The sequence below is a fragment of the Methylobacterium sp. AMS5 genome (assembly GCF_001542815.1).
In the GTDB taxonomy this organism is placed as follows: Bacteria; Pseudomonadota; Alphaproteobacteria; order Rhizobiales; family Beijerinckiaceae; genus Methylobacterium.
Window position 1 is genome coordinate 4,477,761 of record NZ_CP006992.1, and the last position, 25,612, is coordinate 4,503,372.

General features: G+C 69.3%; 27 protein-coding genes. 13 read left to right on the forward strand and 14 right to left on the reverse strand.

Annotation, left to right across the window (positions count from 1 at the left end; all coding sequences use genetic code 11):
- Positions 1 to 38: 38 nt before the first annotated feature.
- Positions 39 to 680: a 3'-5' exonuclease gene (locus Y590_RS20075; protein ID WP_060771397.1), complete on the forward strand. Its 642-nt coding sequence runs from the start codon at positions 39 to 41 to the stop codon at positions 678 to 680.
- A 23-nt stretch (positions 681 to 703) separates the two neighbouring features.
- Here the strand turns inward: Y590_RS20075 and Y590_RS20080 are convergent, their stop codons facing one another.
- A complete protein-coding gene (locus Y590_RS20080) occupies positions 704 to 1,138 on the reverse strand; it encodes a GlcG/HbpS family heme-binding protein (protein ID WP_060771398.1) in 435 nt (144 codons plus the stop codon).
- 167 nt (positions 1,139 to 1,305) lie between these two features.
- Here Y590_RS20080 and Y590_RS20085 point away from each other — a divergent pair, with 167 nt between their 5' ends.
- Positions 1,306 to 2,151, forward strand: coding sequence for a DUF502 domain-containing protein (locus Y590_RS20085; RefSeq protein WP_060771399.1), 846 nt, complete (start codon positions 1,306 to 1,308; stop codon positions 2,149 to 2,151).
- 21 nt (positions 2,152 to 2,172) lie between these two features.
- Here the strand turns inward: Y590_RS20085 and Y590_RS20090 are convergent, their stop codons facing one another.
- The 4 genes from Y590_RS20090 to Y590_RS20100 form a co-directional block, all read right to left on the reverse strand.
- On the reverse strand, positions 2,173 to 2,499 hold the full coding sequence (locus tag Y590_RS20090) for a hypothetical protein (RefSeq protein ID WP_060771400.1): 327 nt from the start codon (positions 2,497 to 2,499) through the stop codon (positions 2,173 to 2,175).
- Between the two features lie 49 nt (positions 2,500 to 2,548).
- The gene (locus Y590_RS26605) at positions 2,549 to 2,785 is read right to left on the reverse strand and encodes a hypothetical protein (RefSeq protein ID WP_144440019.1); all 237 of its coding nucleotides are present in this window, start codon (positions 2,783 to 2,785) and stop codon (positions 2,549 to 2,551) included.
- Between the two features lie 69 nt (positions 2,786 to 2,854).
- A complete protein-coding gene (gene recG / locus Y590_RS20095; RefSeq protein WP_060771401.1) occupies positions 2,855 to 4,984 on the reverse strand; it encodes an ATP-dependent DNA helicase RecG in 2,130 nt (709 codons plus the stop codon).
- 31 nt (positions 4,985 to 5,015) lie between these two features.
- Positions 5,016 to 6,074 carry a hypothetical protein gene (locus Y590_RS20100; RefSeq protein WP_144440020.1) on the reverse strand — a complete coding sequence of 353 codons (1,059 nt, stop codon included), beginning with the start codon at positions 6,072 to 6,074 and terminating at the stop codon, positions 5,016 to 5,018.
- A gap of 394 nt (positions 6,075 to 6,468) precedes the next feature.
- Between Y590_RS20100 and Y590_RS20105 the strand changes: the two genes are divergently transcribed.
- From Y590_RS20105 to Y590_RS20125, 5 genes are all read left to right on the forward strand, one after another.
- A complete protein-coding gene (locus Y590_RS20105) occupies positions 6,469 to 6,765 on the forward strand; it encodes an FAD assembly factor SdhE (RefSeq protein WP_017483961.1) in 297 nt (98 codons plus the stop codon).
- A gap of 194 nt (positions 6,766 to 6,959) precedes the next feature.
- A complete protein-coding gene (mfd, locus tag Y590_RS20110; protein WP_060771403.1) occupies positions 6,960 to 10,550 on the forward strand; it encodes a transcription-repair coupling factor in 3,591 nt (1,196 codons plus the stop codon).
- A gap of 344 nt (positions 10,551 to 10,894) precedes the next feature.
- Complete coding sequence (locus Y590_RS20115; RefSeq protein ID WP_003599086.1) at positions 10,895 to 11,104, forward strand: cold-shock protein; 210 nt, start codon at positions 10,895 to 10,897, stop codon at positions 11,102 to 11,104.
- Positions 11,105 to 11,206: 102 nt separating this feature from the next.
- On the forward strand, positions 11,207 to 11,575 hold the full coding sequence (locus Y590_RS20120; RefSeq protein WP_003599084.1) for a DUF6481 family protein: 369 nt from the start codon (positions 11,207 to 11,209) through the stop codon (positions 11,573 to 11,575).
- A 179-nt stretch (positions 11,576 to 11,754) separates the two neighbouring features.
- Positions 11,755 to 11,952: a hypothetical protein gene (locus Y590_RS20125; RefSeq protein WP_012255296.1), complete on the forward strand. Its 198-nt coding sequence runs from the start codon at positions 11,755 to 11,757 to the stop codon at positions 11,950 to 11,952.
- Between the two features lie 66 nt (positions 11,953 to 12,018).
- Here Y590_RS20125 and Y590_RS20130 read toward each other — a convergent pair whose 3' ends face one another.
- Both Y590_RS20130 and Y590_RS20135 read right to left on the reverse strand, forming a co-directional pair.
- Complete coding sequence (locus Y590_RS20130) at positions 12,019 to 12,360, reverse strand: hypothetical protein (RefSeq protein WP_060771404.1); 342 nt, start codon at positions 12,358 to 12,360, stop codon at positions 12,019 to 12,021.
- A 258-nt stretch (positions 12,361 to 12,618) separates the two neighbouring features.
- Positions 12,619 to 14,019, reverse strand: a complete 1,401-nt coding sequence (locus tag Y590_RS20135) for an AMP-binding protein (protein ID WP_060771405.1) — start codon at positions 14,017 to 14,019, stop codon at positions 12,619 to 12,621.
- Between the two features lie 297 nt (positions 14,020 to 14,316).
- On the opposite strand from Y590_RS20135, the gene Y590_RS20140 reads away from it, so the two are divergent.
- Both Y590_RS20140 and Y590_RS20145 read left to right on the forward strand, forming a co-directional pair.
- Positions 14,317 to 15,570 carry an ATP-binding protein gene (locus Y590_RS20140; RefSeq protein WP_060771406.1) on the forward strand — a complete coding sequence of 418 codons (1,254 nt, stop codon included), beginning with the start codon at positions 14,317 to 14,319 and terminating at the stop codon, positions 15,568 to 15,570.
- Between the two features lie 263 nt (positions 15,571 to 15,833).
- Complete coding sequence (locus Y590_RS20145) at positions 15,834 to 16,196, forward strand: response regulator (protein ID WP_060771407.1); 363 nt, start codon at positions 15,834 to 15,836, stop codon at positions 16,194 to 16,196.
- Positions 16,197 to 16,209: 13 nt separating this feature from the next.
- Here the strand turns inward: Y590_RS20145 and Y590_RS25990 are convergent, their stop codons facing one another.
- The 4 genes from Y590_RS25990 to Y590_RS20160 form a co-directional block, all read right to left on the reverse strand.
- On the reverse strand, positions 16,210 to 16,506 hold the full coding sequence (locus tag Y590_RS25990) for a type II toxin-antitoxin system RelE/ParE family toxin (RefSeq protein ID WP_003599075.1): 297 nt from the start codon (positions 16,504 to 16,506) through the stop codon (positions 16,210 to 16,212).
- On the reverse strand, positions 16,485 to 16,712 hold the full coding sequence (locus Y590_RS20150) for a hypothetical protein (RefSeq protein ID WP_041358816.1): 228 nt from the start codon (positions 16,710 to 16,712) through the stop codon (positions 16,485 to 16,487). Before Y590_RS20150 ends, Y590_RS25990 begins: the two co-directional genes overlap by 22 nt.
- A gap of 43 nt (positions 16,713 to 16,755) precedes the next feature.
- Positions 16,756 to 18,393: an acyl-CoA synthetase gene (locus Y590_RS20155; protein WP_060771408.1), complete on the reverse strand. Its 1,638-nt coding sequence runs from the start codon at positions 18,391 to 18,393 to the stop codon at positions 16,756 to 16,758.
- A gap of 138 nt (positions 18,394 to 18,531) precedes the next feature.
- A complete protein-coding gene (locus Y590_RS20160; protein ID WP_003599068.1) occupies positions 18,532 to 18,726 on the reverse strand; it encodes a hypothetical protein in 195 nt (64 codons plus the stop codon).
- 249 nt (positions 18,727 to 18,975) lie between these two features.
- Between Y590_RS20160 and Y590_RS20165 the strand changes: the two genes are divergently transcribed.
- Genes Y590_RS20165 through Y590_RS20180 form a run of 4 tightly spaced genes read left to right on the forward strand, consistent with a single transcriptional unit; the run spans position 18,976 to position 22,386 of the window.
- Complete coding sequence (locus Y590_RS20165) at positions 18,976 to 20,763, forward strand: ArnT family glycosyltransferase (RefSeq protein WP_060771409.1); 1,788 nt, start codon at positions 18,976 to 18,978, stop codon at positions 20,761 to 20,763.
- On the forward strand, positions 20,760 to 21,518 hold the full coding sequence (locus Y590_RS20170) for a glycosyltransferase family 2 protein (protein WP_060771410.1): 759 nt from the start codon (positions 20,760 to 20,762) through the stop codon (positions 21,516 to 21,518). The genes Y590_RS20165 and Y590_RS20170 overlap by 4 nt, the downstream gene beginning before the upstream one ends.
- Before the next feature lie 4 nt (positions 21,519 to 21,522).
- The gene (locus tag Y590_RS20175) at positions 21,523 to 21,852 is read left to right on the forward strand and encodes a lipid-A-disaccharide synthase N-terminal domain-containing protein (RefSeq protein WP_060771411.1); all 330 of its coding nucleotides are present in this window, start codon (positions 21,523 to 21,525) and stop codon (positions 21,850 to 21,852) included.
- 15 nt (positions 21,853 to 21,867) lie between these two features.
- On the forward strand, positions 21,868 to 22,386 hold the full coding sequence (locus tag Y590_RS20180; protein WP_060771412.1) for a DUF2721 domain-containing protein: 519 nt from the start codon (positions 21,868 to 21,870) through the stop codon (positions 22,384 to 22,386).
- Here the strand turns inward: Y590_RS20180 and Y590_RS20185 are convergent.
- Genes Y590_RS20185 through Y590_RS20195 form a run of 3 tightly spaced genes read right to left on the reverse strand, consistent with a single transcriptional unit; the run spans position 22,336 to position 25,606 of the window.
- The gene (locus tag Y590_RS20185) at positions 22,336 to 23,847 is read right to left on the reverse strand and encodes a flavin-containing monooxygenase (protein ID WP_060771413.1); all 1,512 of its coding nucleotides are present in this window, start codon (positions 23,845 to 23,847) and stop codon (positions 22,336 to 22,338) included. The two genes, Y590_RS20180 and Y590_RS20185, sit on opposite strands and share 51 nt — an antisense overlap.
- Positions 23,844 to 24,779, reverse strand: coding sequence for an alpha/beta hydrolase (locus Y590_RS20190; protein ID WP_060771414.1), 936 nt, complete (start codon positions 24,777 to 24,779; stop codon positions 23,844 to 23,846). Before Y590_RS20190 ends, Y590_RS20185 begins: the two co-directional genes overlap by 4 nt.
- Before the next feature lie 2 nt (positions 24,780 to 24,781).
- Positions 24,782 to 25,606 (reverse strand): SDR family NAD(P)-dependent oxidoreductase, encoded by an 825-nt coding sequence (locus tag Y590_RS20195; protein WP_060771415.1) that lies wholly within the window; start codon positions 25,604 to 25,606, stop codon positions 24,782 to 24,784.
- Positions 25,607 to 25,612 lie beyond the last annotated feature (6 nt).

Consider the following 25,612-nt stretch of genomic DNA (forward strand, 5'->3'; position numbering starts at 1 on the left):
CCTGATTATGCTTCCGCCACCCGGCGGGAACTCCTTAGATGGTCGAATCAGCCCTGCCGTCCGAGGTCGTGTTCGTCGATGTCGAGACGACGGGTCTTGGAGCGGCCGATCGGGTGGTGACGCTTGCCGCGATCCACCTTGATACGGCGAGCTTGGCGGCGGGTGAGGTGATCCTCGATTATCTCCATCTCGCCTTCGATCCCCGACGGGATTGCCACCCCGGTGCGGCGGCCGTCCACGGCTATTCCGATTGGGATCTGCGGCATCAGGATCTGTTCGCGACGCACGCGGCAACGATCCAAGACTTCCTCCATCGTGCGCCCCTGATCGTTGCCCACAATGCCGCCTTCGATCTCCGCTTCATCGGGCAGGAGTTTCAGAACTGCGGCCTGCACCCCCTCGCGCGGCCGCATTTCTGTACGACGCAGGCCTACCGCGACCGCGGCCATCCCGGCTCCTCGTCGCTGGACGCCGTCTGCCGGCGCATCGGCGCCGCCCGCGCCGGCGTGCGGCACGGCGCTCTGGAGGATGCGTGGCTCGCCTTGCGGGTCTATCTCTGGCTCCAAGGCGGGAAGGCAACCCTGCCAATGCCGGATGCCTTCCGGGAGCGGCCGGTGAACTGGGTCGATCCGCCGCCGCGGCCGGAAGGGCCGCTGCCGCGGCGGACGAGGAAGACCTGACCGGCCGCGCCTGGGATAAAAGATCAGGTGCGCCAGGGGTGGTCGGGCAGTTCGGTGTCGCCGATCGCGCTGGCGCCGGCGAGCGCCACCGCGTCATCGTTCTCCACCGACGAGCCGCTGACGCCGATGGCGCCCGACATCTCGCCGTCCGCATCGACGATCGGGATACCGCCGGGGAAGGTGATGAGGCCCTGGTTCGAGTGCTCGATGCCGTAGAGCGACCCGCCGGACTGCGACAGGGCGCCGATCTGGCCGGTCTTCATGCCGAAGAAGACGGCGGTCTTGGCCTTCTTCTGCGCGATGTCGATGGAGCCGACCCAGGCGCCGTCCATGCGGTGGAAGGCCTTGAGGTTGCCGCCCGAATCGACGATCGCGATGCACATCTGGGTGCCGAGTTCGACCGCCTTGGCGCGGGCCGCCTCGATCGCCTTTTCCGCCTGTTCGATGGTGACGTGCATCGCGTCTTCTCCCTAAAACTTGGCCGCAATGGGCTGTACGGAGGTAAGATTTCGCGCCGGCCGATCAAGTTGCCTCGCGCACCACCAATCCGCCCTCTGGCACCGGTTGCTCTTGAGCCGCCCGTGCGCAGCCGCTACGTCTCTGCCCCGGAGAGCCGGAGGCCGGGATGGATCCGTCCGTCCGCTCGTCCGTCTCTCGAGGTGCATGCGTGGCGCCGACCCTCTCGCCGATTCCGGATGCTCCGGAACCCGCCTCGTCCAAGACGCGCGTCAGCGCCCGGGGCCGGCTGCGGACCTACTTCCTCACCGGCGTGATCGTCGCGGGCCCGCTCGCGATTACGATCTACATCACGTGGTGGTTCATCGCCCTCATCGACGGATGGGTGAAGCCGCTGGTGCCGGTCAGCTACCTGCCGGACCATTATCTGCCCTTCTCGATCCCCGGAATCGGCCTCGTCATCGCCTTCGTCGCGGTGACGCTGCTGGGCTTTCTCACCGCCAACCTCGTCGGGCGCTCGGTGGTCGAGTTCGGCGAGGTGCTGCTTGCCCGCACGCCCGTCATCTCCGGGCTCTATCGCGGCTTGCGCCAGATCTTCGAGACGCTGTTCTCGGCCAACGGCACCTCGTTCCGCACCGTCGGACTCGTGGAGTTTCCGGTGAAGGGGACGTGGTCGGTGGTGTTCCTCTCCGCACCCGCGGCCAACGAGGTGCAGGGCGCGCTCCATGCGAAGGAGGGGGGCGAGTCCAAGGATTACGTCGGCGTGTTCCTGCCCTGCGCGCCGAACCCGACCACGGGGTTCTTCTTCTACCTGCCGCGCTCGGAAATCGTCGAGGTCGGCATCAGCGTGGACGACGCGGCCAAGCTCGTGATGTCGGCGGGCGTGATTCAACCGGAGGATCCGCGGGCAGGCCTGCAGGCCATGGCCGCCTCCTTACGGCAGGCGCAGATGCAGGAAGGCGAGGCCTCCGAAACGGAAAAGGCGCGCCGTGAACCGGCGCGCCAGGATCTGTAGAGCGTCCCGAGACCCGAGGTCTCAGTGCTGGAGCGACGCCTTCTCGACCGGCAGCGTCGGCGGGGTCGCGTCGGCGACCTGATGCGTGGCCGCAGGGCGGGCGACCGGCGAGGACCAATCGCTGGCGATCTGGACCGTTACCAGCAAGGCGAGGCCCGCACAGAGCGCGTTGGCCGTGATCCAGAGCCGGCGCGAGGAGTGCCGTACAGCGCTGACCAGCGCGTCCGTCGACGTCTCGTCGCGCGTCTCGCGGTCCGAGATCGGCATGAGCCAGGGTTCGACGGAAAGCGTGTCGGCTCCCCAATTCTCGGAGGAACCCGGCAGGCGTTGGAACGGTGCGATCGACATGGCGATCCTCCTTTTTTCCAGTGGCACCCCGGTCTACGAGGCCGTTTGTTCATCTCCAGTTAAGCGGCAATTGGGGCAGATACAAGGTAATTCCGCTTTTTCCGCCCTGCCGCGCGCTCGCTTCGAGTGCGAACGATGCTGTGCAAGAGCTTGATCGGAAACGAAAACCGCCCTTTTCCCGCGCAGAGTTGCCGCAGCCGGGAATGTCCTGAGCGGCAGCTTCGGCTTCCTGAATGAGCCATTCAGGATCGTCCGTTTCTGAACGCTTTTCTGAACGAGCGGTCATATTCGGCGTCCGACGGGCTCCCTCCGATGGCGGAAACGGGCTTTGCCCAACCGCCGCGCGGACGCGGTGTCAGCCTGCCCCGATCAGCCGGATCGCCGCTTCGCGCTCGAACAGGTAGAGCAGCACCCTGAGCGCCCGGCCGCGCTCGCTCGAGAGGCGCGGGTCGCGCTCCACGATCAGCCGGGCGTCGTCGCGGGCGGCCTCCAACAGGTCGCCGTCGGTCTCGAGCCGGGCGACGCGGAAGGCGGCGGCGCCGGATTGGCGGGTGCCGAGCACCTCACCCTCGCCGCGCAGGCGCAGGTCTTCCTCGGCGATGCGAAAACCGTCCTCGCTGCCGCGCATCATCTCCAGGCGCGCCTTGGCCACCTGACCCAGCGGCCCGCGATAGAGCAGCAGGCAGGAGGAGGCCTTCGAGCCGCGCCCGACCCGGCCGCGGAGCTGGTGGAGCTGGGCCAGACCGAAGCGCTCGGCATGCTCGATCACCATGATGGTGGCCTCCGGCACATCGACGCCGACTTCCACGACGGTGGTCGAGACCAGCACGCGGGTGCGGCCGGCGGCGAAGGCCTCCATCGCCGCGTCCTTCTCCGGCCCCGGCATCTTGCCGTGGATCAGGCCGACCGCGTTGCCGAAATGTTTTTTGAGATCCTCGAAGCGCTCGGCGGCGGCGGCGAGATCGACATATTCCGATTCCGCCACCAGCGGGCAGATCCAGTAGACCCGGTCGCCCGCCGCCAGCGCCCGGTGCAGGCCCCCCACGACCTCGTCGATCCGCTCCACCGGCACGGTGATGGTCTTGATCGGCTGGCGCCCGGCCGGCTTCTCGTCGAGCACCGAGACGTCCATGTCGCCGAAGAAGGTCAGCGCCAGGGTGCGCGGGATCGGGGTGGCGGTCATCACGAGGATGTCCACCGCCTCACCCTTGGCGCCGAGCGCGAGGCGCTGATGCACGCCGAAGCGGTGCTGCTCGTCCACCACCGCGAGGCCGAGATCGCGGAAGGCCACCGCCTCCTGGAACAGGGCGTGGGTGCCGACCACGATGTCGATCTCGCCCGCCGCGAGATCCGCCAGCGTCGCCCGCCGCTCGGCGGCCTTATCGCGGCCGGTCAGCAGGCGCAGGCGCATGGCGCCCGCGAGCGGCACCAGACGCTCGTAATGCTGGCGCGCCAGAATTTCGGTCGGGGCCATCAAGGCGGCCTGCCGCCCGGCCTCCACCGCCGAGGCCATGGCGAGCAACGCCACCGCCGTCTTGCCGGAGCCGACATCGCCCTGGAGCAGGCGCAGCATCCGCCGCTCGGCGGCCATGTCGGCGCGGATCTCCGCCACCGCCCGGGCCTGGGCGCCGGTCAGCGCGAAGGGCAGCGCCGCCTCGAGGCGCTCTTTCAGATGCCCGTCGCCGGCATTGACCCGCCCGGGCTTGCGCCGCTGCCGGGCGCGCACCAGGGCGAGCGCGAGCTGCGAGGCGAGCAACTCGTCGTAGGCGAGGCGCTTGCGCGCGGGGCTCGCGGGCGGTGCCTGCCCCTCGACCGGGGGAGGGGGCGCCTCCTCCGGACGGTGCTCGATGCGCAGGGCCTCGGCGAAGGGGGGAAAGCGGTTGCGGGCGAGATAGGACCCGTCCTGCCACTCGGGCAGGACGGGAAGCCGGTCGAGCGCGCCGTGCACGATCCGGCTGATGACCCGCGAGGTCAGCCCCTCGGTCGCGCCGTAGATCGGCTCGACGGCGGGCAGGCTGACCAACCCCTCCTGGTCGAGGATGCGCGAGGGATGCACCATCTGCCGCGTGCCGTCCCACAGGTCGATCCTCCCTGAGACGTAGCGGTGTGCCCCGAGCGGCAGCATCTTTTCGATGCGGCCCCGCGGCATGCCGAAGAAGACGAGGCTGATGTCGCCGGTCCCGTCCTCCACCAGCACCCGGAAGGCCCGCTTGCCGAGGCCCGGCGGCCGGTGGGCCACAATGGTGACGCCCAGCGTGACGGGCTCGCCCGTCGGTGCATCGCGGATCGAGCCGCAGAGCGGCCGGGCGACGCCGCTCTGGGGCAGGTGGAACAGCAGGTCGGCGACGCGGGCCGGCCGCTCCTCGGAGCCGAGCAGCTTTTCGATGAGCGGCGCGATCTTCGGCCCGACGCCGGGCAAACCACGGGCGGGGGCGAAGAGCGGGTCGAGGATGCTGGGGCGAAGGCCGGGGGCGTCGTCAGTCATCGGTGGGTGGGTTGGAGGAGCGGAGTGCCTGTCACCGGGCCGCGCGCTCCTTCAGGATGAAGGTGGCCCGCTCACGCACGGACGGGCTCTTGTCGTCGGCCAGTTTTCGGACCAAGGCGAGCATCGCGTCGTCGAGTCCGGAACGATGCTGGACCAAGGCATCGCCCGCCACCCGCCGCACGATGGCGGAACGGTCCTGCGCGCCCTGCACGATCAAGGTCTTCAAGTCCGAGGTCCGAACGAACCGGCGCTCCCCGATTACGCGAACGCGATGGGTGAGGCCATAGGTCTTGTCGACCCATTCCCACCGGGTGCCTTCCGGCCATGTCGCCCGCTCCTCGATCAGGAAACGCAGGGCATAGGCTCGGACGGAAGGCAGGAAGGCGCAGCGCGCCAATTCCGGCAGGAAGGGGTCGAGGCCGGGCCATCGGACCGCGTGCCGGAGCAGCTTCCCCATCCGTCCGGTGCGGGCAGCGCACAGGCGCTCGGCGAACCGCGCGCAGACATCGGGCCGCGCCATCAGTTCGTTGAGAATCCGCTCGTTGTCCTCCTGCTCCGCACGCCAGCGCTGCCACTCCGACATCCGATCGAGGAGGAAGAACAGGGCTTCGACCACAAGTCCTGCTTCTGTCTCCGGGAAGATGCGCAGGGCGGCGCTCCGCGCCGAGACTCGGACCGGAAACGCCCAGTCATTGAGCCGGTAGGCGATCGCCGCGATCTCGAAGGCTGTGCGCGCTGGGCCGCTCAGCATCCGTAGGGCGGCCTCGCGCACATATCCGTCGGGATGGAGAACGAAGAGGCGTTCGAGGCCGTCCGTCGCGCACAGACGAGTCAGGTCGGCCTCACGGTGCTCCCACGCCGGTACGCCTCCCGACCTATGGCGCGAGAGCAGCACCAGTTCCGCGACAGCGGCGCCGGCTGCCGGGACGGCGGCGGGTGGAAGGGCGGTCAGACCTGATACGGCAGCTTCGAGATCAGTGTGTTGCAGGCTGCCGTCTCGAAGGCCCTCGATCACGCGCTGGATAGCATCAAGGAGAGGGCTCGGCACGGTGGCGGCATCGCCGCGCGGCATCGGATCCTCGTCATCCATGCTTGTCCAGGACGCCTCGCGCATGATGTTTTGGCGCCGGCATCGCATCAAGACGGCGCGCATCCATATCGGTAAGCTCATCGCGATCTCCGCTCAACCAAGCCGCAATCGTTGCACGCAAGGCTTGCAATTCGAAGCCGTGCCTGCAGAGCCTCCCGCACGAGGCGTTGCACGCTCCGTCAATCGAGGTTCGTTCCCGGTTGTCGTAGCAGGCCGACGACAGGGGCGCTCAATGCTTGGCGCTCGACCCTTGGCGCTTCGCGGCCATCCGCACACGATGCCGACGACGTTCCGCCAGAGGTGAGGGCGAACCTGATCGATGCGCCGACACGCCGTTTGCCCGCAGCCGCCCGCCCCTCTACATGCCTGTGCAGATGATTGCAGGGGACAGCCCATGTCCGGCACCACCCGAACCAGCGCCGACCTCGACCCGCGCCGCCGCCGCACGCTGTTTCGCGCGTGGCACCGCGGCATCCGCGAGATGGACCTCATCATGGGCCGCTTCGCCGATGCCGAGATCGGCGCACTCTCCGAGGAGGAACTGACGCAGTTCGAGGCGCTGATCGAGGTGCCCGACCGTGACCTGTTCCGCTGGCTCACCGGCGAGGACGCGACCCCGGAGAATTACGACACCGCCGTGTATCGCCGGCTCAAGGCGTTCCACCGGCACGACGCGCCGATCCACAACTGAACGTTTGCCACCGCGGACAGCTTCCTGAGGACCCGCCGGCGTTCCCTTTGCGAGAGCAGGCGGATGAGGGGGCGGCTCACGCCCTTCCGGAAGCGGCGCTCCCCTCTCCCGACCCTCGCTGATGCGAGGGTCATCCTCCCTCGTAAGAAGGGGAGGGCGACGACGTCGAGCGCACGCAGAAAACCAACGAACCGATGGCCAAGCCCCAACCCAAGCCACCCGCTCCGAAGCCGCAGACCGCCCGCTTCGCCCTGCCGAAATCGGCGCCCCTGACCAAGGCGCTCGATGCGATCAAGCGCGGCGACAGCCCGACGCTGGCGAGCGTCCCCGACGGCTTCGATGCGCTGGTGGCCGCCGACCTCGCCCGCGCGCTGTCCGGCTCGTTCGAGGGACCGGCGGTGCTGGTCCACGTCGCCCGCGATTCCGGCCGCTCCAACGCCTTCCAGAACGCGCTGAAATTCGTTGCCCCCGAGATCGAGGCGATGAGCGTTCCGGCCTGGGATTGCCAGCCCTACGACCGCGTCTCGCCGAACGGGGCCATCGCCGCCCAGCGCATGACCGCGCTCTCACGGCTGACCCGCTCGCGCTCGTCGGAGGAGAAGCCCCGCATCCTCTGCACCACCGTCAACGCCCTGGTGCAGCGGGTGCCGCCGCGGTCGCGCGTGGCCGTCGAGACCTTCTCGGCGGCGATCGGCAACGTGGTGCCGATGGACAAGGTCGTGGCCTGGGTGGAAGCGAACGGCTTCCTGCGCACGGGAACGGTGCGGGACACGGGCGAATATGCCGTGCGCGGCGGCATCCTCGACCTGTCGCCCCCCGGCCTGCCGAACCCGATCCGCCTCGATTTCTTCGGCGACACGCTCGAATCGATCCGCGCCTTCGATCCCGAGACGCAGCGCACGGTGGGGAGCTTGCGCTCCCTCGATCTCGTGCCGATGAGCGAGGTGCAGCTCACCACCGAGACGATCCGGCGCTTCCGCCAGGGCTACCTGTCGAGCTTCGGCGCGGCGACCCGCGACGACCGGCTCTACGAGACGGTGAGCGAGGGCCGGCGCTATGCCGGCCTCGAGCACTGGATGCCGCTGTTCTACGACGGCCTCGACACCCTGTTCGACTATCTCGGCGACGTGCCGATGCTGTTCGACCCGCAGGTGGAGGAGGCGGCCACCGAGCGGCTCGCTTTGATCCAGGACTATTTCCAGGCTCGCGAAGCCGCGCTGAAGAACCCGCAGAGCGGCGTCGCGCCCTATAAGCCGCTGCCGCCGCGCGCGCTCTACCTCACGCCCAACGAGTGGAAGAGCAAGATCGAGGCCGGCACGGTGGCCCGGCTCACCCCCTTCGCGATGCCGGATTCCGACGCGCTTGCGGTGATCGATTGCGGCGCCAGGGCCGGGCGAAGCTTCGCGCCCGAGCGGGCCGACGACGCGGCCAGCGTGTTCGACGCGGCGGTCGCGCATATCCGGGATCTCCAGGCATCCGGGCATCACGTGATCCTTGGATCCTGGTCCGAGGGCTCGCGCGACCGGCTCTGCGGCGTGCTGACCGACCACGGGCTCAAGAAGCCGACGGTGATCAACACCTTCGCCGCGGTCAACGCGCTCAAGCGCGGCACCGACGTGGCGGTCGCGGTCTGGGGGCTGGAATCCGGCTTCACCCTGGACCGGCTCGCGGTGGTGGCCGAGGGCGACATCCTGGGTGACCGGCTGGTGCGCCAGAAGCGCAAGTCCAAGCGCCCGCAGGACATCATCCTCGAGGTGCAGGCGCTCCAGCCCGGCGATCTCGTGGTTCATGCCGACCACGGCATTGGCCGCTTCGTCACGCTCAAGACCGTCACCGCGGCGGGCGCGCCGCACGATTGCCTCGAACTGCAATATGCCGGCGGCCTGCTGCTGCTGCCGGTCGAGAACATCGAACTCCTGACCCGCTACGGCTCCGAGGATACGGAGGTCGCGCTCGACCGCCTGGGCGGTGGCGCCTGGCAGGCCCGCAAGGCCAAGATGAAGCGCCGCATCCTCGAGATGGCCGGCGACCTCATCAAGATCGCCGCCGCGCGGTTCGTGAAGTCCGCCCCCAGCCTCAAGGCGCCGGAGGGGCTCTACGAGGAATTCGCTGCCCGCTTCGCCTTCCAGGAGACCGAGGATCAGGCCAACGCCATCGATGCGGTGCTCGACGACCTCAACGCGGGGCGTCCGATGGACCGGCTGGTCTGCGGCGATGTCGGCTTCGGCAAGACCGAGGTGGCCCTGCGCGCCGCCTTCGCCGCGGCGATCTCCGGCAAGCAGGTGGCGGTGGTGGTGCCCACCACGCTTCTCGCCCGCCAGCATTTTCGCACGTTTGCCGAACGGTTTAAGGGCCTGCCGATCAACGTCGCGCAACTCTCCCGCTTCGTCTCTGCCGGCGATCAGCGGCAGACCCGCGCCGGGCTCAGTGAGGGCCAGGTCGATATCGTCGTCGGCACCCACGCGCTCTTGGCCAAGAACGTCGCGTTCAAGGATCTCGGCCTCATCATCGTTGACGAGGAGCAGCATTTCGGCGTCGCCCACAAGGAGCGGCTCAAGGCGCTCCAGGCCGACGTGCACGTGCTGACGCTCTCGGCCACCCCGATTCCGCGCACGCTGCAGCTTGCCATGACGGGCGTGCGCGAACTCTCGATCATCGCCACCCCCCCGATGGACCGGCTGGCGGTGCGCACCTTCGTGACGCCGTTCGATCCGCTGCTGGTCCGCGAGGCGCTGCTGCGCGAACGCTATCGCGGCGGCCAGTCGTTCTACGTCGCTCCCCGCATCGAGGATCTGGCCGAGGTCAAGCGCTTCCTCGATACCGAGATGCCCGAGACCACCGTCGCGGTCGCCCACGGCCAGATGGCGGCGGGCCAGCTCGAAGACGTGATGACGGCGTTCTACGAGGGCAAGTACGACGTGCTGCTCTCGACCACGATCATCGAATCCGGCCTCGACATCCCGACCGCCAACACGCTGATCGTGCACCGGGCCGACATGTTCGGGCTTGCCGCGCTCTACCAGTTGCGCGGGCGCGTCGGCCGCTCGAAGGCACGGGCCTACGCCCTGTTCACGACGCCGGCCAACCGCCAGCTCACGGCCCAGGCCGAACAGCGCCTGAAGGTGCTCCAGAGCCTCGATACGCTGGGCGCCGGCTTCCAGCTCGCGAGCCACGATCTCGACATCCGCGGCGCCGGCAACCTGCTGGGCGATGCCCAATCCGGCCACATCAAGGAGGTGGGCTACGAGCTCTACCAGCAGATGCTGGAGGATGCGGTGACCGCCCTCAAGGCCGGCATCGAGGAGCCGGTGGAGGAAGCATGGTCGCCGACCATCGCGCTCGGCGCTCCGGTCACGATCCCCGAAGACTACGTCGAGGACCTGACCGTCCGGCTCGGCCTCTACAGGCGCCTCTCGACCCTCGAGAACGATGCCGAGATGGAGAGCTTCGGCGCCGAGTTGATCGACCGCTTCGGCCCGCTGCCGCCGGAGGTGGAACAGCTCCTGAAGATCGTGACCATCAAGATCCTGTGCCGCGAGGCCAATATCGAGAAGGTCGAGGCGGGCCCCAAGGGCGTGGTCGTCCACTTCCGGAACCGCTCCTTCGCCAACCCGCAGGGGCTCGCGGCCATGGTCGTGGAGCAGGGCTCCTTCGCCAAGGTGCGGCCCGACATGAGCGTCGTGTTCATCCGCGAACTCGACGGCATCCCGCGGCGGCTGAAGGAGACGACGCAGATCCTGCGCGGGCTCGTCACGATTGCCAAGCGAGCCAAGAAGGCCGCGTGACCGGGCCTTTGCGGTTGGAGCGGGCGTGTCACGCGCGACATGAGAGGGACATCGCGGCGTGGGAGATCCTGCTCAACTCACGCTGCGCGTTGATGAATCGCTTGAAGCGGCAGGTCATTTCGAATGACCTGCCAACAATTCTTGCATCTCGAAAAATAAAACGAGCCTTGATAAAGCTTCATTCGAGTCGCATATAGATCTTATCGATGCGAGGCCGGATTTTCTGGGCCGTGACGCCTCCGCAGGGCGGTTCTCATTTTCCTTCGTTATCGGTCGAACGACATAGCCCGGCGCTACATGGCGCAAGGCTCTCTGCCTGAATCCTGCGGAGACAAGGACATTCTATGAGCATCGGCACCGTCAAGTGGTTCAACGAGCAGAAGGGCTTCGGCTTCATCCAGCCTGAGGACGGCTCGAAGGACGTCTTCGTCCACATCTCCGCCGTCGAGCGCGCCGGCCTGCGTGGCCTCACCGAAGGCCAGAAGGTTTCCTACGAGATGGAAACCGACCGTCGCTCCGGCAAGCAGTCGGCGGGTCAGCTCCAAGTCGCGTAATTCGCGCCTGAACCCGATATGTCGAAGCCGCTCCGGACTGGAGCGGCTTTGCGCTTTTAAGGCCGTGGTCCATCCCGGGCTCGGTACGATCAAGGACACTCTGTGAGCTTCACCAAACAAAACTCCTTCGACGACCGTCGCCAGGATTCGGCTTCCTCCCGGGAGGCCATGCTCGCCCGCTTCCGCGCCCGCCCCTCCAACGATGATCCGGCTGTGCAGGCCCGCCAGGCCGAACGCCGTGCGATCGCCGTTGCGCGCGACGAGCGGGTCAAGGAGCGCGAGACGCAGCGGCGCCTCGACGCCGAACGGCTGGCCGCCATCGCCGCCGCCGAGCGTGAGGCCGAAGTGGCGCGCAAGGCCGCCGAGATCGAGGCCGCTGCCGAGCGTGCCCGCGAGGCCCAGGCCAAGCAGAAGGAAGAGCGGGACGCCCGCTACGCCGCCCGCAAGGCCAAGATCAAGCTGCGCCGCTGAGCGCGCTGATAGCTTTCCCGTGAGTCGGATCCCCGGCTCGTGGGCTTGCCCTGGCACGGAGCCGGGGCCGCTCTCGGTCGAACATGCGATCGAGACCAGCTCTGACCCGTTGTCTTGAAGGGGCTCTCCTCCGCCGAAGCGGCTTCCCGCTTCGACGGAATGCGTTCGAGGAGACATCGATGTTTCATAAGTTCAAGATCGGCCAGCGCGTTCGCCGTGCTCAATCGTCCCCCACCGACGAGCGGCTGGGATTCGGTACGATCAGCGAAGTCGTCCGCCTGATGCCCGACGATCCGACCGGTGAGCCCTCGTACCGGATCCGCTCCGGCTCGGCGGAACGCGCCGTCCGCGAGAGCGAGATCATCGCCGCGGCGTAATCGCCCGGCGGCGCACGAAACAGGCGGGCCCGCGGCCCGCCGTCATTGTCCTGTTACGGGAAAGACCTAGAGTTCGGGCTCGGCCAGCACGTAGGGACCGATCCGGCTCTTGAGATCGACCGGTGCGCCGGGGCGGGGTCCCGCGTCGTCCATCTCGATGACCGGAATGCCACCAGCACGCATCCGGACGCGCAGCCGTTCGGCGAGCGCGGCGAGATGCGGGTTCGTGCTGGACGAGAGCTGAAGGAGGATCGCCGCGGGACGAGCGATCACGGCAAGGACATCGTCCGCCGCTTCGATGGAAGCGGTGACGCTTGCGTAGCCGAGCCCTGCAAGGTCGGCGGCAAGAGAGCGATCGACGGCACGGCGGCCATCGTCGACGACAAGCACTTGTTGCAGCGCACCCATAAGCTTCAGCGTTACCCCATGTCGCGCCCTGTGTGAAGGGGCACCCCGGATAACCTGCATGGCCACGATTGGTTCGCCGGCCATGCAGGTGGGTGACCATGGAATCGCTGAGCTGAAGGCTGAATGAACTGCGCCGCACAGGTCGGGGGCAGGAGGCCTCAGCCGCGCTGTTTCCCGTCTAAATCATTTTCTGCAATCGGTTTTTTATCGGGCTGCGTGGAGCGGCGGCACCGCGGACCGCGCCGTTGGCAGGCTCGATTACGCAGGCGCAAAAATTTTTGGCGAGCCGGTGGAATCGGACGGCTCCACGACCTCGATCGCGGTGGCGAAACCTGCGAACAGCACCGGCGCGAACGGCGTCTCCTGCCACACCCCGTTCGGGATCGCCTGCCGATTCCCGCGCTGCAACGGCGTCACGGTGCAGGCTTGGCCGCGGAAGGCGAGGCGATCGTCCGCGTCGCGCTTCATGGACATCAGGGCTGCGGGGAGGGAGAGCCGCTCCGGCTTGCCGAGCACCAGCGAGAGGTCGCCCGCCGTCCCGCGCCGGCCGGAGAGGATCGCCGTCTCGTCGAAGGCGACGGTGTCGATCACCGTATCGAGGCGCAAGCCCTGCGGCCGGTCCGCGGCGCGGCTGCGGCTGGGGAAGCGGGCGGGCGCCCGGTGCACCAGGGCGACCGAGCGCAGATCCGTCGGCAGGTCGCGGCCGGCGAGGTTCCTTTCGAGGAAGGCGGGCGCGACGAGATGCGTCGGACCCGGCCGGCGCAGGGCCGTCGCGAAGGCCGCCCCGTCGAACAGCGGCAGCGTCTCCAGCGTGGCCCCCGCGACGAGGGCGGCCGCGAGTCCGGTGGCAAGGCCGCGCAGGTCGTGCGGGCCGATGAGGCTGAGGATGCGCTCGGCGGGCGCGACCCGCATCGCCACGAGATGGGCGGCAGCGGCGGCTACCACCGATTCGCCGCTGCGGTAGACCGGCCGCTCGGGGTCGCCGCCGATGAAGCTGACGATGCCGGCCGCGGCGGGTGCCGGTCCGGCCGGCTCTCCGGCAGGGCCGTCGAGGACGAACCGGTCGAGATTGATCACCCCATCCGGCACGTCGGGGCCGAAGGCGGCGAGGTAGCGCAGTCCGAAATAGCGCGCGGCGACGGAGCAGAGGCGCTCGGCGGGTGCGGCGGAGCCGAGCCGGGCCTGGGTCAGCACCGCGCTCAGCGCGACGTTCTGCGCCGCGGCGAGCAGGTGATCCTCGTCCCAGGAGACCGGGAGCAGGCAGGCGACGTGGCCGGCGGCCTCGACGGCGAGGATCGCCAGCGCGCTCTCGGCCGAGCCCGGCAGGCACAGGCCGATGCGGCTTCCCGGCGGCAGACGCCAACTCCGCAGGCCGCGGGCGAGGCGCTCCACGATCTCGGCGGCCGCGGCGTAGGTCCAGGTGATGGCGGGCCGGTCGCTCCAGTCCGGCTTGTCGGCGGGGTCGACCACTGCGATCCGGTCGGGATGGCGCCGCGCCGTGGCGGACAGCAGGCTGCCGAGGCTGACGCGCCGAAGGGGAGCGTCGGCCGGCGTCTCGTGCGAGGCCGCGTCGGGGGTTCCCTGCAAGGCGCCTTTCAAGGCTCCTTGCAAGGCCCTTTGCGAATCCTCAACCTGCGTGATTGCCCGTTGCGCCGACACTCGCGCCCGCCCTCGAAAGCCACCCCCGGTGATGCGCGAATAGGGTTAAGTAAGACTTAATGTTTGGTGGACGCCGGTGTCTCGCGTAGAGATTTCGTATGAGGGGAGGCCGCATTCGCCGGCGTACCCGATCGTTCATGTCTCGGGCCTCGTCCTGGAAATCGAATCCGGAGCGATGCCCCCATTTTTTGTTCGAGCATCGTCCCGAAAGCCTGGCGCTATCTTTCGGAACGATGCTGTCGCAGGGGCCTGCGCAGCCTTCGGGATCGTGCGCGGCGGAGCGGGAGACCGGGATTGATGCTCGAACTTCTGCGGCGGCTGTGGGAGGTCGAAAACCTTTCGCCCCACGGCATCTGTCTGCTTTGGCGCCCGGAGCTGATCTGGACGCATGTCATTTCCGACAGCCTGATCGCCTTCGCCTACTTCTCGATCCCCGTCGGACTGGCCTATTTCGTGTCCCGCCGCCGCGACGTGGTGTTCGGGTGGATATTCTGGTCGTTCGCGGTGTTCATCACCGCCTGCGGCGCGACGCATCTCATGGCGATCTGGACGCTCTGGGTGCCGGATTACGGACTGGAAGCGGCGGTCAAGCTCATCACCGGCATGGCCTCCATCGGCACGGCGGTGGCGCTCTGGGTCCTGATGCCGAAGGCGCTGACCTTGCCGTCTCCGACTCAGCTCCGGCAGGCCAACGAGGCGCTGCAGGCCCGCATCGCTGAGCGCGACGCGGCGCTGGCCGCCCTGGAAGCCGCCAATGCCGAGCGCGCGCGTGCCGAGGAAGCACTGCGCCAGAGCCAGAAGATGGAGGCGATCGGGCAGCTCACCGGCGGCGTGGCCCACGACTTCAACAACCTGCTCAACGTGGTGCTGCTCAACCTCGACCGGGTCGAGCGCGGCCTGCCCGAGGCGAGCCCCCTGCGCACGCGCCTGCGCGATGCGGTGAAGGGCGCCGAGCGGGCAGCGACGATGACGCACAAGCTGCTGGCCTTCGCCCGCCGCCAGCCGCTCTCCCCGGTCAGCACCGACGTCAACGCCCAGATCGCCTCCTTCGCCGAGTTCCTGGGCGGAACGATCGGCTCGCGCATCCGGCTGGAGACCGATCTTGCCCCGAACCTGCCGCGGGTAAGGATCGATCCGAACCAGTTCGAGAACGCGATCCTCAACCTCGCGGTCAACGCCCGCGATGCGATGCCGGAGGGCGGCACGCTGACCCTCGTCACCCGACCGCTGCCCGAAGGCGACGGGATCGCCGTCGAAGTGTCCGACACCGGAACCGGGATGCCGCCGGAGGTCGAGGGGCGGGCCTTCGAGCCGTTCTTCACCACGAAGCCGTTGGGGCAGGGGACCGGCCTGGGTCTGAGCCAGGTCTTCGGCTTCGCGCAGCAATCGGGCGGCAGCGCCGCTTTCGTGCGCGGCCATAGGCCCGGCACGACGGTGCGCCTGTCCTTCCCGGCGCAGGCGCCCGCCGTGAGCCGTCCGGTGGTGCGGCCGGCCCCGGTTGCCGAGCCGAGCGTTGCGCCGCTGCTGCCACCGGTGGCAGTCGCGGGCTAATGCATCGTCCCGAAAGGTGGCCTCCGGCTTTCGGAAAAAAGACGATGCAAAAACAAAAGCGAAGAGCATCGTCCCGAAGGGTGGCCGCCGGCTTTCGGAAAAAGACGATGCAAAAACAAGAGCGAAGAGCATCGTCCCGAAAGGTGGCCGCCGGCTTTCGGGCGGAGGTGGTGCGGGCGGGCCCGCACTCGAAATATCCTGCGGCTCTTGCGCCTTCCGGGGTTGGGCCTGTCGAATAACAAGAAGACGAAGGAGGGGGGCGTATGGCCGACAAGCGGACGGTGCTCGTCGTCGAGGACGAAGAGATGCTGCTCAACGCCGTGACCATGGAGTTCGAGGATGCCGGCTTCGCCGTGCTCAGCGCCGGCACCGCGGAGGAGGCCTACGGCCTGCTCCAGGGGGCCGGGCGGGTCGATCTCCTGTTCACCGATATCCGCCTGCCGGGCCAGCTCGACGGCTGGGACCTCGCCGAGCGCGCCCGCGTGCTGCACCCGGCCCTCCCGGTGATCTACGTGACCGGCTACAGTGCCGAGCAACCCCGGCAGGTGAGCGAGAGCGTGCTGGTGATGAAGCCCTACCGCATGACGGCGATCATGAGCGCCGCGCAGCAATTGGGCGTGGAGTGAAGCTGGCCGCGGATCACGACAGGGGACGGCGTGCCGTATGTCGGAAGCGGCGCACGACGATGTCTCGGTCCGTAGCGCGATAGTCGATCAGGTAGGGAAACGAGCTGAGCGGAAATCGCCGAATGCCCCGCTTACTTGTCAAACGCCCTGCCTGGGGATGCGCTTGCAAGAGGGCCACGACCGATAGGATGCGCTCTTGCAGCCTGAAGGCGGCTTGGGGCGACTCGCTTGCGAGAAAATCAAGTGCCGCTTCGATTTGCCGAGCGGCGGTAAGAGTGTAGCGGACCCTCACCGACCATACTTCGCCCATATGGCGCGCATCTGGTCCTCCGTTGCGAAATCACCGCGCGCCTCTTCGACATCTGACTCCGCGAGATCAGCCTCTTCCTCGGGCGTAAGCGGAATGACCGATTGCTCCTCACCCGCATAGGCGAGCACGAGACGCGCGATCTCGTCCTGCATTTCCGGGGAGAGCCCCCGCGCGGTGGCGACCGCTCGTTCGAGAAGATCCGTCATGAGGTCCATCCTATCGAGGCGGACAAAGCGCCGAAAGCGGCCTTCACGCGTCTCCCTCCCGCGCCTTCTCCCGCAATAAGAATTTCTGCACCTTGCCCGTCGAGGTTTTCGGCAGCTCGCCGAACACCACGTGACGCGGCAGCTTGTAGGGGGCGAGCCGCTCGCGGCACCATGCGACCAGTTCCTCGGAGGTCGCCTCCCGCCCCTCCTTCAGCTCGATGAAGGCACAGGGCGTCTCGCCCCATTTCGCGTCGGGCTTGGCGACGACGGCGGCGGCCGCGACCGAAGGGTGCTTGAACAGCGCGTCCTCCACCTCGATCGAGGAGATGTTCTCGCCGCCCGAGATGATGATGTCCTTCGAGCGGTCTTTCAGCTGGATGTAGCCGTCGGGATGCTTCACCCCGAGATCGCCGGAGCGGAACCAGCCGCCCTTGAAGGCAGCTTCGGTCGAGGCCGGGTTCTTCAGGTAGCCGCGCATCACCACGTTGCCGCGGAACATCACCTCGCCGAGGCTGGTGCCGTCGGCGGGCAGGGATTCCATCGTTTCGGGGTCGCGCACGTCGAGCCCTTCCAGAACGGGGTAGCGCACGCCCTGGCGCGCCTTCTTCCTGGCCTGCTCGTCGGAGGACAGCGCGTCCCAATCCTCGTGCCACGCGTTCACGACCGCCGGGCCGTAGGTCTCGGTCAGGCCGTAGAGATGGGTGACGTCGAAGCCGGCCTCGCCCATGGCGGCGAGCACCGCCTCGGGCGGCGGCGCGGCGGCGGTGAGGAAGTGGACCCGGCGGGGGAGGGGGCGCTTCTGCTCATCGGGGGCGTTCAGCAGCGTCGACATCACGATCGGCGCACCCGACAGGTGGGTGACGCCGTGCTCGGCCAGAGCCGCGTACATCGCGGGCGCCCGCACCTGCCGCAGGCAGACATGGGTGCCGGCCACGATCGAGAGCGTCCAGGGGAAGCACCAGCCGTTGCAGTGGAACATCGGCAGGGTCCAGAGATAGACCGCGTGCTGCGGCAACCCGGCGGTGATGACGTTGCCGAGCGAGAGCAGGGCCGCGCCGCGGTGGTGATAGACCACGCCTTTCGGATCGCCGGTGGTGCCGGAGGTGTAGTTCAGCGAGATCGCGTCCCACTCGTCGCCCGGCATCGCCCATGCGTAATCGGGATCGCCCGCGGCGAGGACGTCTTCGTAGTCGGTCTCGCCGACGGGGGCGCCGTCCCCGGTGAATTCAGGGTCGTCGTAGTCGATGACGAGGGGCGAGACACCTGCCTTGTCGAGCGCCTCGCGGCCGACCCGCGCGAACTCGCGATCGACGATGAAGACCTTGGCCTCGCCGTGGTCGAGGCAGAAGGCCAGAGCCGATGCGTCGAGGCGGGTGTTGAGGGTGTTGAGCACCGCCCCCGTCATCGGCACGCCGTAGTGGCACTCGATCATCGCCGGCGTGTTGGCGAGCAGCACCGCCACCGTGTCGCCTCGGCCGATGCCGCGGGCAGCCAGCGCCGCGGCGAGGCGGCGGCAGCGGGCGTAGAGGTCGGCATAGGAGCGGCGCAGGGGCCCGTGGATCACCGCAACCCGGTCCGGGAAGGTGCGGGCGGCGCGATCGAGATAGGTCAGCGGCGTGAGCGGCTGGAAGTTCGCGGGATTCGGGTCGAGATCGCGGTCGTAGATCGTCGTGCGCGCCATGGTCTCGCCTCCCGTTTCGGGAGGAGATTATCCGAGCCCCGCGGGCGATCAACGGCATAGAAAAGGCCCCGCGGGCGCGAGCCCGGGAGCCTTGTCAGGTCTGAGGGATTTGAGGCGTAAGCCGGCCGAAAAGGCCGATCAACGCTCCCGGCCGCTGAGGAGCTTTTCCAGGGCGGCGAGCCCGCTGCGCTCTGCGGCTTCTTCCGTGGTCTGCACGCGATCCGCGCGCTGGAAGAGTTTGCCGTTCCGGCGGATGGCCCAGGTGAAGTGCCCGGCCGGGCGCTCGCAGGCTTCGATTTCGAGGGTGTAGGGATTTGCGCTGTTGTTTGCCATGAGCGGAATATAGGGTCGCCCTTCCGGTCCGGCTACCCACCCAGTGCATGGTCGCGTTGCTTTTTGCTGGTGGCCCCGCAGCCGGTCGCGCTTCAGATGTCCGCATTTGACAATCGTAAGCGGATCATCGACACGGCCCCCGGCCGGGGCGCGGGCCGTCCGCCGGCCTTTTTCATCCGCGCCCGAGCCGCCGATGCCCGTTCCTCCCCGCCAGAGCCGGACCGCACCCATCGGGGGCGGGCCCCGCCGATGACGCGCCTTGGCGTCGCGCCGGTCGCGCTCTCACGAGCGGAGAGTGGCTGGCCGCTCGATGGAGCGCTGCGCCTTGGCGATCGGGTGCTGTCCTTCGGGGCCGCGAGCCATCTCCGTGCCTGCCTCCTGCTCCTGCTGATCGGTCTCGCGAGCTTCCTGCCGGGCTTTGCCTCGCTCCAGCCGATGGACCGGGACGAGCCGCGCTTTGCCCAGGCCTCCAAGCAGATGCTGGAGACGGGCGACCTCGTCGACATCCGCTTCCAGGCCGAGGCACGCCATAAGAAGCCGGTCGGGATCTACTGGGCCCAGGCCGCCGCCGTCGCGGCTGGCGAGGCGCTCGGTGTGGACCGGGCGCGCACGCAGATCGGGCTCTACCGGATTCCCTCGCTCCTCGGCGCGCTGGCGGCGGTCCTGCTGACCTACTGGGCCGGCCTCGCCGTCCTCGACCGGCGCCGGGCGCTGCTGGCCGCCGCACTGTTTTCCGCCTGCATCATGCTCTCGGCGGAAGCGCGGCTGGCCAAGACCGACGCGCTGCTCACCGCCTGCGCGGTCGCCGCCTTCGGCGCGCTCGCCCGGGCCTGGCTCGGGCGCGCCCGGCTGGAACGGCGCCGCGGCCCGGCCTCGCTCGGGACGGCCCTGGTCTTCTGGCTCGGACTCGCGCTCGGCATCCTCGTGAAGGGGCCGATGGTGCCGCTGTTTGCCGGGCTCGCCGCCTTCGTGCTGTGTCTGCGCGAGGGCTCGGCCCGCTGGCTGCTCGACCTGCGCCCGCGCCTGGGGCTCCTCATCACGCTCGCGGTCGTGGCGCCCTGGTTCCTGGCGATCGCCTGGAAGAGCGGCGGCGCCTTCTTCGGCGAGGCGGTGGGGCGCGACATGCTCGGCAAGGTCGGCACCGGCGCCGAGAAGCATTGGGGCCCACCCGGCGCCTACGCGCTCGCCTTCTTCGCCACCTTCTGGCCGGGTGCCGCCTTCGCCGCCCTCAGCCTTCCCTTCGCCTGGGCGCGGCGGGGCGAGGAGGCGGTGGTGCTGCTGCTCGCCTGGATCGTGCCGATGTGGCTGATCTTCGAGGCGGTGCCGACCAAGCTGCCGCACTATGTCCTCCCCCTGATGCCGGCGGTGGCGATCCTCACCGTGCTGGCGCTGTCGCGCGGCGCGCTCGATCCGCGGCGTCCGGGCGCGCGCTGGGTGGCGGGTCTCGTCGTGCTGATCCCGGTCGGGCTGACGCTGGGTCTCAGCCTCGCCGCGTGGCGGCTCGACCATGTGCTGCCGCTCGCCGCCCTGCCGCCGCTGCTCGCTGCCTGCGTCCTCGCCGGCCTCGCCTGGGCCGCCTTTGCCCGCGGGGCGAGAGAAGGGGCCGGGCAAGGGACAGGGCAGGAGGGCGCTCTGGTGCTCGCCGTCGCCGCCTCGGTGGTGCTGTCGGGCGCCGTGTTCGGCCTGACCCAGCCGGTGCTGCAAAGCCTCAAGGTCTCGCCGCGGCTCGCCGCGATCCGCGACGCCCTGCCCTGCGAGGCGCCGCGCGTGGCGAGCCTCGGCCTTCGCGAGCCGAGCCTCGTCTTCACCGTCGGCACGGATCTGACCATGCTGAATTCCGGCGCTGAGGCCGTCGCGTTCCTCAGAGAGGGCGGCTGCCGCCTCGTGCTGGTCGAGGACCGGTTCGCCGCCGAATTCGCGGCGGCCGAAGGCGGGCAGCCGCTTAGCCCCGTCGGCCGGGTCACCGGCTTCAACATCAACGGCGGCAAGCCGGTCGGGGTCTCCGCCTACGCCGCGCTGCCGGGTGCCACACCATGAGCACGACGACCGAGTCCGAGCCGCCGCGCCTCAGCGTGGTGGTGCCGGTGAAGAACGAGGCCGGCAACATCGAGGCCCTGGTGGCCGAGATCGGCCATGCCTGCCAGACCCTGGCGCCCTTCGAGGTCATCTACGTCGATGACGGCTCGACCGACGCGACGCTGCCCACCCTCCGGAGCCTGCAGGCCAAGAATCCGTGGCTCAGGGTGGTGCGCCACGACCGCGGCGGCGGCCAGAGCGGGGCGGTGCGCAGCGGCGTGCTGCGCGCCCGCGCGCCCGTCCTCGCCACGCTCGACGGCGACGGCCAGAACGATCCGTCCTTCATCCCCGTGCTCTATGCCGCCCTTGAGCAGGCTGGCCCGACGGTCGGCTTGGCCCAGGGGCAGCGGATCGGCCGGAAAGGGGCCTGGAAGCAGTTCCAGTCGCGGATCGCCAACGGCGTGCGCGGAAAGATCCTGAAGGACGCCACCCGCGATACCGGCTGCGGGCTCAAGGTGTTTCGCCGCGAGGTCTACCTCACGCTGCCCTATTTCGACGCGCTCCACCGCTTCATGCCGGCGCTCGTCACGCGCGAAGGGTTCGGCGTCGTCCACCGCGACGTGGTGGACCGGCCCCGCTTCACCGGGCACTCGAATTACGGGATGTTCGACCGGCTCTGGGTCGGCATCCTCGATCTGGCCGGGGTGTGGTGGCTGATCCGGCGGCGGCGCCCAGCCCCGCGGGCCGAGGAAATCCCGCACAGCGAGAGCCGGTGAATCCATGCTGATCCAGCTCGCCGAGGACCTGCCGGCCTATTTCTACGACGTGTTCGTCACCCGCTTCGATTTCTGGCTGGTGTTCGGCATCGGGGCGCAGCTCGTGTTCGGCTCGCGCTTCATCCTGCAATGGATCGCCAGCGAGCGGGCGGGCAAGAGCGTGATGCCGCTCTCGTTCTGGTTCCTGTCGATCATCGGCGGGCTGATGACCCTGGTCTACGGCTTCGTGCGCCGGGAGCCGGTGATCATCATCGGGCAGGGGCTGTCCACCTTCATCTACCTGCGCAACCTCGCCCTCATCTTCCGCGAGCGGCGCCGGGCCCGCCGGACTTGAGACGAGCCCGACGGCATGTTCCAGACCGCGACGGGCGATCCCGAGAGCATCGCCCACATCATTCAAGTGGCGCTCGCCCCCGCCTTCCTGCTCTCGGCGCTGGCGACCCTGCTCAACGTGTTCTCGACCCGCCTCGGCCGCGTCGCCGACAAGGTCGATGCGCTCTCGGCCAGCCTGCCCGGTGCGGACGAGGCGGCGCGGGCGACGCTGGCCCGCCGCCTCGCCTATCTGCGCCAGCGCTCGCTTCTGCTCGATCTCGCCGTGGTGCTGGCGAGCCTCGGCGGCGTGATGACCGGCGCGGCCGTGCTCACCCTGTTCGTCGGCGCGCTCAGGGACGCCTCCGCGGCCTCCGTCCTGTTCGCCTGCTTCGGCCTTGCGCTCGCTTGCACCGTCCTGGCGATCCTGGCCTTCCTCGCCGAAATCCTCCTGGCCGGCCGGGGCATCCGCCTGGAGGTCGAGCGCAAGCAGGACCGGCCGGGATCATCAGGGTTTCGAAAGGGCAAGCCCTTTCGCGGGTCCAGGGCGGAGCCCTGAGGAACCGATGAAGTCGTAATCCTCTGCCCGCATCCGCTCGGTGCCGCGCACGTAATCACCGACCGTCCCAGGCCAGAGGGTGCGGTTGCGCCCCGAACGGTCGAGATACCAGCTCCCGCAGCCGCCCCGCATCCAGATGCTGCCTTCCATCCGCGCATCGACCTCGGCGCGGAAGCGTGCCTGAGCCGCGGGGCGCACCTCCAGCACGCCGCCGGGCTGGTCGCGCAGCCGTTGCAGCGCGCCGAGCACGTGCGCGACCTGCGCCTCGACCATCAGCAGCACCGAGTTGTGGCCGAGCCCGGTATTGGGGCCGAGCAACAGGAAGAAGTTCGGGAAGCCTGCCACCGAGACGCCGCGGAATGCGTCCGCTCCCTGCTTCCAGGCTTGCAGCAAACTTAACCCGTCGCGTCCGATCACCTCCGTGCGCAGAACGCTGCCGCCGGGGGAGAAGCCGGTGGCGAAGATCAGCACGTCGAGCGGATGTTCGGCGCCGTCGGCCGTGACGATGCCGTGGGGCAGAACCTCGCGGATCGGCGCGGTGACGAGGCTCGCATGGGGCCGGGCCAGCGCCGGGTAATAGTCGTCGGAGAGCAGCACCCGCTTGCAGCCGAGCCGGTAATCGGGCGTGAGCTTTCGTCTCAGAGCCGGATCGGCGATCGAAGCCGCGAGGTGCCGGCGGGACCACGCTTCCGCCAGCGCCGTCACGCGCGAGACGCGGGTGAAGCCCGCGAGCGCCGCGACCTCGCGGCGCCAGAACAGCGAGGCGCGGTGGAGACGGCGCAGGGGGGCGATCCGCATCAGCCGCTGGAGACCACGCCCGGTCGGGCGGTCGCCGCGGGGCAGGATCCAGGGGGCCGAGCGCTGGAACTGGGTGAGGTGGGCGACCCGGCCGACGATCTCCGGCACGAACTGCACCGCGCTCGCCCCCGTGCCGATCACGCCGATGCGCTTGGCCCTCAGGTCGCAGGAATGATCCCAGCTCGCCGAGTGGAAGGCTTTTCCCGAGAACCGCTCCAGGCCGGGGAGGCGGGGCAGGGCAGGGTGGTGCAGGGCGCCCATGGCACCGACGAGCACGCGGGCGGAGACGACGCCCCTGTCGGTCTCGACCCGCCACAGGCCCGCTCCCGCATCGAAGACGGCGCGCGTCACGCACGTCTCCAGGCGCAGGAACGGCGCGAGGCCGTGCGCGGCCACGAGCCCTTCGAGATAGGCCTCGATCTCGGGTTGCGGCGCGAAGAGGCGCGACCAGTCGGATTTCGGGGCGAAGGAGAGGGAGTAGAGCTGCGAGGGCACGTCGCAGGCGGCCCCCGGATAGGTGTTCTCCCGCCACGTGCCGCCGACGCCCGCGGCCTTCTCCAACACGAGGAGGCGGTCGAACCCGGCCTGCCGCGCGCGGATCGCCATGGCGAGGCCGGAAAAGCCGGCGCCGACGATAACGAGATCGAGGGGCGCTTCGCTCACGCGGTGGCCTCCGCCTCGGGATGGGCGACCGCTTTCAGGGCGCGGTGCAGGAAAAGCGCGGCCTCGTCGAGGGAGCGGCGTGCCTCGGGCAGAAAGCTTTCGGCGAGCTGCCAGGCATGCGCCACCACGGGAAACACCGTGAGTTCGACCGGCACGCCCGCGGCCTTCGCCTTCTCGGCGAGGCGCAGGGAATCGTCGCGCAGGATCTCGCGGGCACCGACATGGATCAGGAGCGGCGGAAACCCGGAAAGGTCCGCCTCGATCGGCGAGGCGCGCGGGTCGGCGGGGTCGGCCCCGGCGAGGTAGGCCGGAACCAGCCGCATCAGCGCCTCGGGGCGGAACATCGCGTCGCGCCGCCCATTCGTGCGGAACGAGGCGCTGCGGCCGATCAGGTCGGTGGCCGGCGAGAACAGGGCGGCCGCCACGGGCGGGGTCAGGCCGAGGCGGCGCGCCTCGATGATCGTGGTGAGCGCCAGCGTGCCGCCCGCGGAATCCCCGGCGGCGACCGCCGGGCCCGCTTCCGCGAGCGTGGCCCAGACGCGCGCGCAATCCTCGATCGCCGCGGGGAAGGGGTGCTCCGGCGCCAACCGGTAATCCGGCGTGAACACCCGGAAGCCGGCTCGAGCGAAGCGGCCGGTGACCGGGCGGTACAATTGCGCCGAGCAAGCGATGAAGCCGCCGCCGTGGCAATAGAGCAGGGTGGGGCGCACGCCCTTCGCGCCGGTCCCTTCCGTCTTCGCCCCTTCAGCCTCCGCCCACTCGCCGGGCACGCCCCCGACCTCGCCGGGGGTGAAGGCGACGCCGGCCGGCGTCGGGAACCGGGCACCCTCGAAGGCGCGGCGGATGGCGTAGACATCGTGGGTGCCGCCGAGCCGCCCCTTCACCGCGAGGCGGATGGTGAGATCGTAGAGATGGGCGCGCAGGCTGGCCATGGTCACGTGTCTCGAACGGCGCGGCGGATCAGCGACCAGTAGCGCACCGGCATCAGGCGCTGGATCAGCAGGGCGCGGCGGGCGTCGGCGCCGATCACCACGCGGGGCGCCCGGGTCTCGATTCCGCGCAGGATCGCCTCGGCGGCTTTCGCCGGGCTCATCGTCAGGAGGCGCTCGAAGGCGAGATGGGCCTCGGCGGCTTCAAGGGGATCCATGGTGCGGGGCCGCCGGGCGTTGCGGGCGATGGCGGTGGCGACCCCGCCCGGATGCACCAGGGTTACGCCGAGCCCCGTGCCCTCGACTTCGTGGCGCAGGGCCTCGGTGAAGCCGCGCACCGCGAACTTGCTCGCCGCGTAGGCCGCCTGCCCCGCGGGCGCGATGATGCCGAACACGCTCGACAGGTTGACGATCTGCGCCTGGGCCTCGGCCCGCAGCAGCGGCAGGCAGGCATGGGTCAGCCGCATCACCGCGTGCAGGTTCACGTCCATCAGCCAGTCGATGTCGGCCGGGTCCGTGTCCTCGAACCGGCCGCCGAGCGCCACGCCGGCATTGTTGACGAGGAGGTGCAGCCCGCCGTGGCGGGTGCGGACCGCCTCCGGCAGGGCAAGCAAGGCATCCCGGTCGGCGAGGTCGAGCACATGCTCGCTGACCGTGACGCCGGCAGCGCGGGCGGCGCGCGCCGTCTCGGCGAGGCCCTGCGTGTCGCGGTCGGCCAGCGCCAGGGCGCAGCCGCGCCCCGCCAGCGCGCGGCTCAGCGCCGCGCCGATGCCGCTCGCCGCCCCCGTGACGAGGGCGGTGCGACCCCGCAGAGCGAAACGCTGCGCCATGCCCGC

What these genes read in the sequence shown, in the direction of transcription:
- Y590_RS20075 (WP_060771397.1), top strand. Translation starts at nt 39, where the DNA reads ATGGTCGAATCAGCCCTGCCGTCCGAGGTCGTGTTCGTCGATGTCGAG.
- Y590_RS20080 (WP_060771398.1), bottom strand. Translation starts at nt 1,138, where the DNA reads ATGCACGTCACCATCGAACAGGCGGAAAAGGCGATCGAGGCGGCCCGC.
- Y590_RS20085 (WP_060771399.1), top strand. Translation starts at nt 1,306, where the DNA reads ATGGATCCGTCCGTCCGCTCGTCCGTCTCTCGAGGTGCATGCGTGGCG.
- Y590_RS20090 (WP_060771400.1), bottom strand. Translation starts at nt 2,499, where the DNA reads ATGTCGATCGCACCGTTCCAACGCCTGCCGGGTTCCTCCGAGAATTGG.
- Y590_RS26605 (WP_144440019.1), bottom strand. Translation starts at nt 2,785, where the DNA reads ATGACCGCTCGTTCAGAAAAGCGTTCAGAAACGGACGATCCTGAATGG.
- recG (WP_060771401.1), bottom strand. Translation starts at nt 4,984, where the DNA reads ATGACTGACGACGCCCCCGGCCTTCGCCCCAGCATCCTCGACCCGCTC.
- Y590_RS20100 (WP_144440020.1), bottom strand. Translation starts at nt 6,074, where the DNA reads ATGGATGACGAGGATCCGATGCCGCGCGGCGATGCCGCCACCGTGCCG.
- Y590_RS20105 (WP_017483961.1), top strand. Translation starts at nt 6,469, where the DNA reads ATGTCCGGCACCACCCGAACCAGCGCCGACCTCGACCCGCGCCGCCGC.
- mfd (WP_060771403.1), top strand. Translation starts at nt 6,960, where the DNA reads ATGGCCAAGCCCCAACCCAAGCCACCCGCTCCGAAGCCGCAGACCGCC.
- Y590_RS20115 (WP_003599086.1), top strand. Translation starts at nt 10,895, where the DNA reads ATGAGCATCGGCACCGTCAAGTGGTTCAACGAGCAGAAGGGCTTCGGC.
- Y590_RS20125 (WP_012255296.1), top strand. Translation starts at nt 11,755, where the DNA reads ATGTTTCATAAGTTCAAGATCGGCCAGCGCGTTCGCCGTGCTCAATCG.
- Y590_RS20130 (WP_060771404.1), bottom strand. Translation starts at nt 12,360, where the DNA reads ATGGGTGCGCTGCAACAAGTGCTTGTCGTCGACGATGGCCGCCGTGCC.
- Y590_RS20140 (WP_060771406.1), top strand. Translation starts at nt 14,317, where the DNA reads ATGCTCGAACTTCTGCGGCGGCTGTGGGAGGTCGAAAACCTTTCGCCC.
- Y590_RS20145 (WP_060771407.1), top strand. Translation starts at nt 15,834, where the DNA reads ATGGCCGACAAGCGGACGGTGCTCGTCGTCGAGGACGAAGAGATGCTG.
- Y590_RS25990 (WP_003599075.1), bottom strand. Translation starts at nt 16,506, where the DNA reads ATGGGCGAAGTATGGTCGGTGAGGGTCCGCTACACTCTTACCGCCGCT.
- Y590_RS20150 (WP_041358816.1), bottom strand. Translation starts at nt 16,712, where the DNA reads ATGACGGATCTTCTCGAACGAGCGGTCGCCACCGCGCGGGGGCTCTCC.
- Y590_RS20155 (WP_060771408.1), bottom strand. Translation starts at nt 18,393, where the DNA reads ATGGCGCGCACGACGATCTACGACCGCGATCTCGACCCGAATCCCGCG.
- Y590_RS20160 (WP_003599068.1), bottom strand. Translation starts at nt 18,726, where the DNA reads ATGGCAAACAACAGCGCAAATCCCTACACCCTCGAAATCGAAGCCTGC.
- Y590_RS20165 (WP_060771409.1), top strand. Translation starts at nt 18,976, where the DNA reads ATGACGCGCCTTGGCGTCGCGCCGGTCGCGCTCTCACGAGCGGAGAGT.
- Y590_RS20170 (WP_060771410.1), top strand. Translation starts at nt 20,760, where the DNA reads ATGAGCACGACGACCGAGTCCGAGCCGCCGCGCCTCAGCGTGGTGGTG.
- Y590_RS20175 (WP_060771411.1), top strand. Translation starts at nt 21,523, where the DNA reads ATGCTGATCCAGCTCGCCGAGGACCTGCCGGCCTATTTCTACGACGTG.
- Y590_RS20180 (WP_060771412.1), top strand. Translation starts at nt 21,868, where the DNA reads ATGTTCCAGACCGCGACGGGCGATCCCGAGAGCATCGCCCACATCATT.
- Y590_RS20190 (WP_060771414.1), bottom strand. Translation starts at nt 24,779, where the DNA reads ATGGCCAGCCTGCGCGCCCATCTCTACGATCTCACCATCCGCCTCGCG.
- Y590_RS20195 (WP_060771415.1), bottom strand. Translation starts at nt 25,606, where the DNA reads ATGGCGCAGCGTTTCGCTCTGCGGGGTCGCACCGCCCTCGTCACGGGG.